Annotated in this window: 12 protein-coding genes; 3 read left to right on the top strand and 9 right to left on the bottom strand. The window is 60.9% G+C overall.

All coding sequences use genetic code 11. From position 1 onward, the window contains the following. Positions 1–165 precede the first annotated feature (165 nt). The 9 genes from H8B02_RS40475 to H8B02_RS40435 are packed head-to-tail and all read right to left on the bottom strand — an operon-like array spanning position 166 to position 7901. Positions 166–849, bottom strand: coding sequence for a DUF2848 domain-containing protein (locus tag H8B02_RS40475; protein WP_229171285.1), 684 nt, complete (start codon positions 847–849; stop codon positions 166–168). Between the two features lie 8 nt (positions 850–857). Next, positions 858–1526 carry an ABC transporter ATP-binding protein gene (locus H8B02_RS40470; protein WP_229171284.1) on the bottom strand — a complete coding sequence of 223 codons (669 nt, stop codon included), beginning with the start codon at positions 1524–1526 and terminating at the stop codon, positions 858–860. Then, the gene (locus H8B02_RS40465) at positions 1526–2272 is read right to left on the bottom strand and encodes an ABC transporter ATP-binding protein (protein ID WP_229171283.1); all 747 of its coding nucleotides are present in this window, start codon (positions 2270–2272) and stop codon (positions 1526–1528) included. The genes H8B02_RS40470 and H8B02_RS40465 overlap by 1 nt, the downstream gene beginning before the upstream one ends. Next, positions 2269–3192: a branched-chain amino acid ABC transporter permease gene (locus H8B02_RS40460; RefSeq protein WP_229171282.1), complete on the bottom strand. Its 924-nt coding sequence runs from the start codon at positions 3190–3192 to the stop codon at positions 2269–2271. Before H8B02_RS40460 ends, H8B02_RS40465 begins: the two co-directional genes overlap by 4 nt. Next, positions 3192–4091: a branched-chain amino acid ABC transporter permease gene (locus H8B02_RS40455; RefSeq protein WP_229171281.1), complete on the bottom strand. Its 900-nt coding sequence runs from the start codon at positions 4089–4091 to the stop codon at positions 3192–3194. Before H8B02_RS40455 ends, H8B02_RS40460 begins: the two co-directional genes overlap by 1 nt. A 50-nt stretch (positions 4092–4141) precedes the next feature. Beyond that, positions 4142–5434 carry an ABC transporter substrate-binding protein gene (locus H8B02_RS40450; protein ID WP_229171280.1) on the bottom strand — a complete coding sequence of 431 codons (1293 nt, stop codon included), beginning with the start codon at positions 5432–5434 and terminating at the stop codon, positions 4142–4144. A gap of 60 nt (positions 5435–5494) precedes the next feature. Continuing rightward, positions 5495–5875 (bottom strand): cupin, encoded by a 381-nt coding sequence (locus H8B02_RS40445; protein ID WP_229171279.1) that lies wholly within the window; start codon positions 5873–5875, stop codon positions 5495–5497. A 17-nt stretch (positions 5876–5892) separates the two neighbouring features. After that, positions 5893–7362: a 4-hydroxyphenylacetate 3-hydroxylase family protein gene (locus tag H8B02_RS40440; RefSeq protein ID WP_229171278.1), complete on the bottom strand. Its 1470-nt coding sequence runs from the start codon at positions 7360–7362 to the stop codon at positions 5893–5895. Positions 7363–7382: 20 nt separating this feature from the next. Next, positions 7383–7901 (bottom strand): flavin reductase family protein, encoded by a 519-nt coding sequence (locus tag H8B02_RS40435; protein ID WP_229171277.1) that lies wholly within the window; start codon positions 7899–7901, stop codon positions 7383–7385. 152 nt (positions 7902–8053) lie between these two features. Between H8B02_RS40435 and H8B02_RS40430 the strand changes: the two genes are divergently transcribed. The 3 genes from H8B02_RS40430 to H8B02_RS40420 all read left to right on the top strand — a co-directional run bounded on the left by H8B02_RS40430 (position 8054) and on the right by H8B02_RS40420 (position 9550). Then, complete coding sequence (locus H8B02_RS40430; RefSeq protein ID WP_229171276.1) at positions 8054–8659, top strand: MarR family winged helix-turn-helix transcriptional regulator; 606 nt, start codon at positions 8054–8056, stop codon at positions 8657–8659. Positions 8660–8896: 237 nt separating this feature from the next. Then, positions 8897–9301: a hypothetical protein gene (locus tag H8B02_RS40425; RefSeq protein WP_229171275.1), complete on the top strand. Its 405-nt coding sequence runs from the start codon at positions 8897–8899 to the stop codon at positions 9299–9301. Between the two features lie 18 nt (positions 9302–9319). Further along, positions 9320–9550 carry a hypothetical protein gene (locus H8B02_RS40420; RefSeq protein ID WP_229171274.1) on the top strand — a complete coding sequence of 77 codons (231 nt, stop codon included), beginning with the start codon at positions 9320–9322 and terminating at the stop codon, positions 9548–9550. Positions 9551–10442 lie beyond the last annotated feature (892 nt).

Raw genomic sequence — 10442 nt, 5'->3', positions numbered from 1 at the left:
CTTCAGCCTCGCAGCGGGCACTCTCAGCGAACAAGGCGGTGAAGGTACTCTCGGCACCCGATGAGCTCGCGAGCGCGAGCGCGGCCTCCAATCGTACCGCGGCGGTGGGTTGGGATTGATCGGATGCTGACGTCATTCGTCGAAACTCCTCACCGGAGGTGGCGGTCAAGAGATAACCGGGAGGACGTTAATATCGTAGCTGTGGGTCAGGGACCGTTTGAGAACCGGATCGCTCAGCTCCATTTCAAAGCGCGTCCCCGGGCGAATTCCGCCGATCGCACCCGGCGTCCCGCAGAACATCAAGGTCCCGGCAGGAAGCAGATCGGCATTCGCATAGCGACGAATGAGATCGCGCGGCGTTCTGAGCGACGAGACAGGACTGTCCTGATAGAGAACCCGCTTGCCGTCGATGATCGCCCAGGAGCGAAGGACCAGGTCATCCCAGTGCGGTTCGACATCGGCGTAGGACCAGAGCTGTAGGCCGATCGGCTTGCCGCAAAGCTGCTTCGAAAGTGCGATCCCCGTAGCTTCCGCCTTGCGATCGGTATGGTCAGATCCGATTCCGATCCAGAGTCCATCGGCCATCGCGACCACCACGGGCTCGACCTCACCGGAACTGTCCGGACCAAGCACCGTCAGGCGATCCGCCTGCGTCAGTGTCTGGGCTGCGACACGGTAGTAGAGCGGCGTCGTCGACGGGCGCGGAATTCCGAGCGCGGCGAGCTCCTCGATATGGTGCTCGATCGCCGCTGCATCGCTGCCCGCCCAACCCGCGATCACAAGCGATTCGATTTCGACCCCGACGTGATCGGTCCGATTCTTCGCGATGCGGTCAAACTTCATGAACATGGGCTTTGTCATCCTTGGTTAGACGGAACAAGAATCTCGCCACGCTCGATCTGCAATGTGCGATCGGCGATGCGGTCGAGCAGAACCGGAGAGGATTCCGTGATCAGCAAGGCGAGTTCGGGCCGGTGCTTGCGCAGTTCGCCGAGCGTCCGCGCGTATTCGAGTGCGAGGGCCGGCGCCAGGCCCTGGAACGGTTCATCGAGCAACAGGACCTTGCGCGCCACCGTCAGCGCACGGCCTAACGCAACCATCTTGCCCTGCCCGCCGGAAACACCGCCCGCGGGTCGGGACCGCATCACATGCAGTTCCGGCAGCAGCATATAGATTTCGTCCAGCCTGCGAGCAATTTCCGCCTTGTCGAGGTTGAGCGCCAGGGCCGGAAGACGGATGTTCTCCTCGACGCTCAGCTCCGGTATCAGTCGGCGATCTTCCGGGGCATATCCTATGCCGGCCCGGGCGCGGGTATGGGCCGGCATCCTGGCGAGATCGTCGGAATCGAGGCGGATCGAGCCCTCGTCGCGCGGGATGAGCCCCATGATCGCGCGAAGCGTCGTTGTCTTGCCGGCACCATTGCGGCCAATCAACACCGTCGTCTTTCGCGCGACGATGTCGCAGCTGACCTTGCGTAGCACACGCACGCCTTCGATCGAGACGCTGACCTTGTCGACACTGAGCATCAGGCCACTCCCACGACGCGTTCGCGGACTTGCGCGTTGCCAAACACCTCGTCGGGCCGCCCTTCGGCCATGATATTTCCGGCGTTCCACACCAGGACACGGCTTGCATAACGTGCCACCACGTCCATGTCGTGCTCGACAAAAAGCGCTGTGATGCGGCGCTGGCGTAACGCACTCATCAACGCCTCCATAAGCGGAAAGCGCTCCAGCGCACTCACGCCGCTGGTTGGCTCGTCCAGCAGAAGGAGCCGCGGCTTGAGCGCCAGGGTAACTGCGATATCGAGAAGCTTACGATGACCTTCAGGCAGGGTACTGCTGATCCGATCGGCATCGCCGTCGAGCCCGACCAACTCGAGCAAGGCCTTTGCCTCGTCGCGCCGTTCCGCTGTTTCAAGTGGCCGGATCGCACTCCACAGCCCGTCTTTCGCGGCCAGTGCCAGCATCATGTTATCGACCACGCGCTGCGCGGAGAAGAGTTGCGGGATCTGGAAGGCGCGCGCGACGCCGCGTCGGGCAATAGCACGCGGCGACATCCGGGTGATGTCGTTGCCATCGAGTAGAACGCTGCCTGAAATTGGACGAATATAGCCTGTGCAGATGTTGAGCAGCGTCGTCTTTCCCGATCCGTTCGGACCGATGATGGCGAGGAACTCGCCATCGTGGATTGCGATGCTTGCCCCGTCGGCCGCTTTGACCCCGTTGAATGCGACGCGGAGGTTCTTGGCCTCCAGGATGGGACGGCTCATGAGCTCTGAGCCTCCTTGCGCTCAAACAATCCGTAGATGCCCTGCGGCATGAACATGATCACGACGATCAGCGTGATGCCCACGAACATATTCCAGGCATCCGTCACGGTTACGGCCGCGCTGTGCAGCAATTCGAGGAAGAGCGCTCCGATGAACGCTCCGGGCACGCCGCCAATACCACCGAGCACGGCGATCAGCACGAGATGCCCTGATGCTGTCCAGAATGCGAAGTCAGGAACCACGCGGCCGATCGCAAAACCGGCGATTGAACCGCCAAGACCCGCGAGCGCCGCGGAGATGGTGTAGGCGATCAGCAGAACCGCCCAGACCGGGATGCCCAGATATTCAAGCCGGATTTCGTTGCTGTGGACAGCAGACAGCGCATGCCCCAGTGGACTATCGAGATACCGATGGACGGCGAGACCGACGAGCACCATCAGCGTCAGACTGAGATAGAACAGGATGCTCTTGAACACCGGCTCAGCGAACACAATACCGAAAACCGCGGGAATCGGGACCGGCAGTCCGTCCGTTCCGCCAGTGACGCCGTAGAGTTTGGCGCACAGCGCGTAGAACACCATGGAGACGGCGAGGTTCAACATGGCGAAGAAGATCGCGCGATAGCGGACAAGGAACGATCCGGCGATCGCGCCGATCAGTGCAGAGACCAGCACCGAGAGGATCAGGAGCAACCCGAGATCGTTGATGCCGGCGCGCGCAAGGAAGGCCGCGCCATAGGCGCTGGCTGCGAAGAACATCGCATGGCCGATCGAGATCAACCCGGCGCGTAGCAACACTGCGACACCGAGCGCCGCAAAACCCTTGGCGATCGCAAGCGTCAGAACGAATTGAAGCCAGGGCGCGGCGAAAGCCAGCGCAGCGAGCATGACTACCGCAGCAGCGGCCAGAATGATCCGCATCATATCCTCCGCGCCGTGACCGATCCGAACAGGCCGTAGGGGCGGATCAGAAGCACGGCAAGCATCGCCGCATAGGGCGCAACCGCATCCAGCGAGGGCACGAGATAGATCGCGAGCACGCGCGCGAAACCAACGATCAACGAGGCCACCGCGGCTCCCTCGATCTGTCCGAGCCCGCCGATCGCCGCCACCGCGAATGCGAGGACCATGGTATCGGCTCCGAGCCCCGGCGCGATGCCCGACGTCGGCGTCGCCAGAGCCCCTCCCAGCGCCGCAAGGAACACGCCGAGCGAGAACGCCAGGATGAATATCCGGTTGGTATCGATGCCGATCGACTGCGCCATTTCGCGGTCAGTCACGACGGCCGTGATCAGGCGCCCAAGCCGCGTGTGGTTGATCAAAAGCCGCAGGCCGACAACGACGAGAACCGCCATCGCGACAAGCAGGATCTGGTAGTTTAGATAGACGACGCCACCGATGCTCGACGTGCCGAGCAACCGCATCGGCGAGTCCTCGTACAGGGATTGCACGCCGAAGACCAGGCGCTGGAGATCCTCGAGGATCAGAAACAGCCCGAACGTGATCAAGATCTGGACCGCTTCGGACTTGCCGTAGGTCCAACGGACCAGGCTGCGCTCGATCAGTGGACCAAGTATCGCGGCCACGAAAACTGCGCTGAACAGCAACGCAACGAACGACAAATAGGGATTGAGCTGCCGGCTCGCGATGAACAGGCAGACTGAAGCCGCGACATAGCCGCCGATCGAGTAAAGGCTGCCGTGAGCGACGTTGAGGACGCGCAACACGCTGAAGACGAGCGTCAGGCCAACCGCCGCGAAGAAGATCAACGCGGCGCTGGCCAGGCTGTCCAGCAGCAAGGGGATGATTGTAGTCGACATCGGGCTTGCGCCTTGCAGGACGGAGAAGACAGGAAGCGACGATCGGTCGCCTATTTGTAACTTCCGGGCTTCGGCAGGGTCTTCGCGAACTCCGGCTTCAGCGTTGAGACCCATGCGATCGGATCCTGTCCCGGCTGCGGCATCAGGCTATTGCCCTTGTACCGCGCCATGTCGCTGATCAGGGGGAATGACCGCCCCTCTGACTTCATGGTGACGCCGACGATCTGGTCGACCAGGCCGTCATTGTCCGCGCGGGTCTGCGTCGTGCCCGTCAGAGTCGCGACATTGCTGCTTTTCATCGCGTCGGCGATCTCTGCACGCGTCGGCCACTTGCCGCCGTTCTTCTGCATCGCGGCCTGATAGGCGGCCTTCACGTAGATCAGCGTGTTGGCCATCTTGATGGACGGGAACACCGGGTACTCGCCAAACCGCTGCTTGTAAGCGGCCGCGAACTTGACGGTCTCCACATTTTCCTTGGCATCGGGCGACATCCACCAGCCGTCGCCCAGCACCCCGACGATGACGCCATCGGGCATTGGAACACGCTGCAGTACGGTCTCGCCGAGCGCCAGGATCACCTGGCTGGACGTGAACAGCCCGCGCGGCGTGGCCTGTCGCACGAAATTCTCGAGGTCGGCGCCCCACAGATTGGAGAAGACGACATCGGGATGCGCCGTGGCGAGGCGGGATATCTCAGTCTGATAGTTTGGCGAGCTGAGCTTGGGATAGAGCTCAGCGACAACCTCGACATCGGGCTTCAGCGCCTTCAACGCCGCCTTGAAAATCGTCGCCGCGTCGTGACCGAACGCATAGTCCGGATTGATAATCGCGACCGTCTTCACATCAGGCTTGCGATCGAGCAGGTAGATCGCATAGGCGACGAACTCTGGCACGGTATTGCCGTTGGGACGGAAGACATATTTGCTCTTGCCGTCCAGCAGGAGTTGATGGGTGTCGCAGTTCCAGCCGACGGTGGGGACCTCAAGCTGCTCCGCGATCGGCGCGAGCGCCAGACAATTCGCGCTCGACAGTGCGGCCACCATCACCTGGTTCTTGGGCTCGCCGGCAAGGCGGCGATACTCGGCAATTACGCCCTGAGCGCCCTGCGCCTCGTCGACGTAGGTGGCGCTCACAGGTACGCCGCCGATGCCGCCCTTGGCGTTGATCTCCTCGAGCATCAGGTCCGCCGCGTTCTTGCCAGGCATGCCATAAGCTGCGGCGGGCCCAGACGTGAACGTGAATATGCCGAGCCCCAGCGTCGAGGGCTTCTCCTGTGCGGCAACAGGTGTCGCAACAAGCCCCAATGCGATAGCAACTGCCGACAAGCCGATCCGGAAACTCATGACTCCCCCTTTCAGTTTTGTTCAACGCAATTTTTTGAATGCGCAGCACAGCCGTTCGGCTCACACCGGATCAAAGTAATGCATCTCGAGAAGCAGGCAGCCCCCGACTGACTTGAACGGACCGTGGGGTGCGTGCGGCGGTCGGCAAGCATAGGTGTTCGGCGGAAAGCCCTTGCCGCCCTCGCCCTTCTCGTCATTGCCGACGATCAAGTCGCCCGAGACGAGATAGACCTCTTCCCAATACTCGTGCGAAAACGGTGCGGTCGTGTAGACGCCAGGGGCAAAACGCAGCAGCCGGGTTCGAGTCCCGCGGCGCTTCTCCTCGTCGAGCCCTCCCGCAATGATCTTCTGCTGGATGCCGGCCGGATAGCCTGCGGGCGTTTCCCAACCGGTAGTCATGTCGAGCGTGTAGAATTCGTCGTGCTTCTTGTTGACGGGCATGTGCTGTCTCCGTTGGATCAGGCGGCTTTGCTGGCGATCGAAACGCCGTTGAGGTCGTAGGAATCGAGCATCGTCTGGACCAGCCGGTCAGCGCCGGCCCAATCGTAGGTGCGATAGGAATGTCCCTTCGTAACGAAGGTCGCGCCCGCATAGAACATCTCGTATTGCTGGTGGCGGGAGCCGAACTCGGATCCGACTGCGTCCCAGGCGAGCTTGTAGAACTTCACGCGCTCATACGAATTGGCCTTCGGCGACTGCTGAGTCTTGCCGATCAAGGCCGCGATCTCGGGGTTCTCGAAGTCGGCGACCGATGAAGGCAGCATGATCATGCCGCCACCGGCGAGTTCACGCAGCGTAGTGATGATGTGTGCGTAGAGCTGTTGCGTCAGCACCTGAGCGGAATAGAGCGTGTGCCGATCCGGGATGAAGTAGGGGCCGATCAGCGTTCCCTTGGCCTCCATCGCCGCGACCAGCGCATCGACCATGCCGGTTTCGGCCGCGAGCTGACCGAGCATCTCGCGCACCTGCGGGAACTGAGTGACGCCGTTCATTTCGGCGGTGCGATGCGCGAGGCCGGCCAGGAACTTGAGCTTCACGCTCAGACGCACCATCGCCTGATAGTTCTGATAGACGTGGCAGGGCGTGGCGTGAAACTGCTTCTGGCACATTTCGACGTTGCCCTCGATGAAAACGCGATCCCAGGGAACCTTCACGTCGTCGAAATAGAGAACAGAATCGTTCTCGTCGAAGCGGCTCGACAACGGGTTGTCGAACACCGCGCCGGCTGCGTCCTCGTAGGACTTGCGTGACAGCATCTTGAGGCCCTTCGACTTCATCGGGATCGCAAAGGACATCGCGTAGCGTTCTTCACCTGGACGCATCGGCTGGATGGTCGTCACGAAGACTTCGTCGGCGACCACCCCCCCCGTGGCGAGCATCTTGGCGCCGCGAATGGTGATCCCCTCTGCGTCGCGATCAACGACACCGGCCGTGAGGAACGGATCCGCCTGCTCGGCTGCCCCCTTCGAACGATCGGCCTGCGGATTGATGATGACGTAGGTAAGGTAGAGGTCCTTGTCCCGGGCATAGCGGTAGTAGCTCTCGAGTGCACCCGCTCGAGCCGGATCGTACGCTTTGAAGACGTCGAGCCCCATGTACAGACCGGAAATGCACGACGCGACATGGTCCGGGGCACGGCCCATGAAGCCAGCGTGCAGCGCAGACCATGCTTCTAGTGCCTTCCGCCGCTCGACGAGGTCAGCATAGGATGTCGGAAGCTGCCAAATCCGGTTGGCACGTCCGGCATCGGTCTCGAACGTCATGAGATCGACGTTCTCCTTGGCGCTCGCAAAATCGAACAGCCCGGCCATCGACTTGGCGAGATTTCGATAGGCGCGATGAGCAGTCACGTCACCGACCGCAGCCCCGTTGATGTAGATCGTCCGCCCGTCCCTCAGTCCAGACAGATATTCCTTTGCACTGCGCATCGCGGTTCTCCGGTTCGAAACTAGTAGTGAATGGGAAGCGGCCAGGTCGGCTCGCGCTCGCTTTCGTCGACGAGGTCGCGATAGCGGCCCCGAAAGAAGATCAATGGCGCAGTCGGCTCATTGCGCGCGGTGTGGCGAACCACACGGACGACAAAGATCACATGATCGCCGCCGTCGTAGCTTCCGAATGGCGCGCATTCGAAATGAGCCAAGGCCCCCGATATCAGTGGCGCCTCGGCATGACCGACTGAAGTCTTGACCTGATCCCACTTGTTGGAGAGAGCGCGCGCAAACTGGTTTGAGATATGCTCTTGATCGCGGGCGAGGATGTTGACGGCGAAGCCTTTAGCTTCGAGCATTGCGGGCAGGCTTTTTGCCTTGCGGTCGACGCTGAACAGGACCAGCGGTGGGTCGAGGGAGACGGAATTGAACGAGCTCATGGTCATGCCAATGAGTTCTTCGCCCTGGCCGCGCGCGGTCACCACAGCAACGCCGGTCGCGAATTCTCCCAACACTCGCCTGAATGCGCGGTCCTCCATGGGACGCCTGCCTCGCTGCTTCGACCCTGATTTATAGTTGTCAGATACCTTTCTGACAAAGCTATCTGACAATGTCAAGCCCCCTTGCTGAGCGCGCCCATGCGTGCTTCCTAGCAAGTTCGCAAGACTATGATTTCGCAGGGAGAACGGCCGTGACCGAAGCGCTTCTGACAGCGTCGAAGCCCGAACTGCTCGACAAGGAGGGAGACCGAACGCTTCGCGGCCTTCTCTACGACTATTTCGCGTTCGGGCGCAGCCTTGAAGCCTGCCGCGAAATATTCGCGAGCTTCGTCGATCTGTCGACCACTCAGTATCTGATCCTGATCGCAATCAAGAATTCGACAGCGGAAGAGCCGATGGGTGTCAATCAGGTCGCCGAACGGCTGTATCTGAGCGGTACTTTCGTCACCAATGAAGTCAACAAGCTCGTTTCCGACGGCCTCCTCGAGAAGAGCCCGCATCCGGAAGACCGACGGCGCGTGCAGCTTGCACTCACCCAGCACGGCGTGAGTCTATTGATCCGTCTTGCCACCCTGCAACGCCCCGTCAATGATGCGCTGTTTGGGATGCTGACGCGCGAGGAGTTCAAGACGCTATCTCAATTGCTGTCGCGTCTCGCGTCGAACGCGGATCGTGCAGTGAAGCTCGCTGAACATGTCAAAGCGACCCTCAAGTTTCAGGAGGATCAGCGAACTTTGACGACGAATTCGCCCTCCCCCCGCAAGAAGGGACGCGCGACACTTCGTAATTCTCGATAACGAAGCGGCTGCCTTTTCTACGCTCATAACGGTCTGGTTGCAGGTTCGAGTCCTGCCGAGCCCACCAATGAGATCAATGTCTTAGCGGGTTCTCGTTGCCCCTAGCGCGACGTCCGCACCAGAAACCGCACCAGATACGAAAGAGACTTCGCGTCGCCCGGCGACCTCCTCCCCTACCGCGGCGAGCGCTTCCTGCACTGGATCAAGGTCGCATCCGACGATGGCGCGGAGCTTCGAGTGAACCAATTGGCTTCGGTCTCGCTGAAGAACTTGGCCCCTTATGCGATGATCGCTACAGGCTTCGTGATGGTGCTGGCCGGCCTGATTGCCAGATCGCGGCAAAAGCGATTTGAGGCGGAGCTGGAGAAAAGCGGAGCCGAGACCACTAAGACGGAAGATGACACCCGTTCGGCGTTCACCGAACGTGAACCGACGCCGATTAGGGCGCCGGGCAGCTCGAGAGGATCAGGCCTGATGACAAGCCGTCACAGAGATGCCGTTCTGCTGGCTCGCATAGGATTCCTTGGCCTGCTCGGCGAGCTCGTTTGCCGGATCGATCGCAGCGTCATCCGACCGGCCAGCTTCCTGCGTCACGGCATCGAAAGGAACAGCACGGGGCAACCCGAGTTGATCCCGGGATGAGAGGCCAGGAGCACTCCCGTGCCCGTGACAATGGTGTGCGCCAAAGATCTTGAACTCATCGCTCTGCGCGAGCTCCGCAGTCTCCCGGGCGGAGAGCATGTCTGCCACGTCGAAATTAACCCCTCCGGTACTGATTGGACCTTGGTGGCCGTGTTGCGTGACGGCGATGACCCTGAGCAGGTCCTCGTATCGGCAAAGACCACCGAACTGCGGCTGAAGCAGCGGTACTCGGTCCGATTCGATTGGTGAGCGACACGATTTCATTGCAGCGTCTCCCGCCGAGCAACGGCTGGCTCGAGTACCCACGAGAGCGGGACATTCGTGAGGATACTTCCGCCCGGGAAGGACCTGTTCGCCTGAAACGCCCCTCCGAGAACGCAAGCCCGGCCTTACCTCAGCAAACGGCCTCAGCGGCCGGCAGGGAGCTGAGGCCGAGGAGCGCCCGTGGGGTAAGGGAACGATTCTGGACACTCCCAAGGCCACTAAGACTGCCGCTCGCGTGATGGGCATTTGCATATGTAAATGAGCGCTCAGATTTCCCCAGGGCCGCGCGCGCCAAACGAAAAGGGGCCGTGTTGCGAGACGGCCCCTTAACCGGAAACATTCTGAAATGCCGATCTTAATAAAATAACCGGCAGCGAAAATCCTACTTCCATTCGCAATCGCGGCAATTCCGCAGAAATAGCTACTCCGATAGAAGTAGGTCCGGACTTGATAGCAGGCCAAGGGAGACCGTCGAAGAATATCGGAAACTGATCCCACTGTTCAGTGATCAACAGATCGCCGACGCCTACGATGAGCGCCTACAAACGATACCGCCGCCAGCGCTATGAAGCTGTACTCGGCGCAGCGGCGCGCTTCGCGCGGCGGTCGCGTCTCAATCTCCCTCCACACCCATCCGCTCTCGGAGCATTCTATGAATCGAAGAGCCGCCAACTGAGGCGGCCTTACACTCCGAAGGAATGTCTCATCTGAGCCGTCATACGCTGGACGGCGTCGGTGTATTGACCGTGGTTGAAGTGCTGATCAGCGACGTAAAGAACCAAAAGGATGCCGACAGCTATCAATAAGCCTTTCATGAAATGCCCCTCCGTTAAGGTATGGGCGGCTCCGGATGTCGTGACGATTCATGGGTTCCAGC

This window comes from Bradyrhizobium altum, from assembly GCF_020889705.1.
Classification (GTDB): domain Bacteria; phylum Pseudomonadota; class Alphaproteobacteria; order Rhizobiales; family Xanthobacteraceae; genus Bradyrhizobium; species Bradyrhizobium altum.
The sequence above is the reverse complement of the archived record's forward strand: the minus strand, read 5'-3'. Positions and strand labels throughout refer to the sequence as shown.

Coding starts and splice junctions, on each gene's coding strand:
- H8B02_RS40475 (WP_229171285.1), bottom strand. CDS start 849: ATGTTCATGAAGTTTGACCGCATCGCGAAGAATCGGACCGATCACGTC.
- H8B02_RS40470 (WP_229171284.1), bottom strand. CDS start 1,526: ATGCTCAGTGTCGACAAGGTCAGCGTCTCGATCGAAGGCGTGCGTGTG.
- H8B02_RS40465 (WP_229171283.1), bottom strand. CDS start 2,272: ATGAGCCGTCCCATCCTGGAGGCCAAGAACCTCCGCGTCGCATTCAAC.
- H8B02_RS40460 (WP_229171282.1), bottom strand. CDS start 3,192: ATGCGGATCATTCTGGCCGCTGCTGCGGTAGTCATGCTCGCTGCGCTG.
- H8B02_RS40455 (WP_229171281.1), bottom strand. CDS start 4,091: ATGTCGACTACAATCATCCCCTTGCTGCTGGACAGCCTGGCCAGCGCC.
- H8B02_RS40450 (WP_229171280.1), bottom strand. CDS start 5,434: ATGAGTTTCCGGATCGGCTTGTCGGCAGTTGCTATCGCATTGGGGCTT.
- H8B02_RS40445 (WP_229171279.1), bottom strand. CDS start 5,875: ATGCCCGTCAACAAGAAGCACGACGAATTCTACACGCTCGACATGACT.
- H8B02_RS40440 (WP_229171278.1), bottom strand. CDS start 7,362: ATGCGCAGTGCAAAGGAATATCTGTCTGGACTGAGGGACGGGCGGACG.
- H8B02_RS40435 (WP_229171277.1), bottom strand. CDS start 7,901: ATGGAGGACCGCGCATTCAGGCGAGTGTTGGGAGAATTCGCGACCGGC.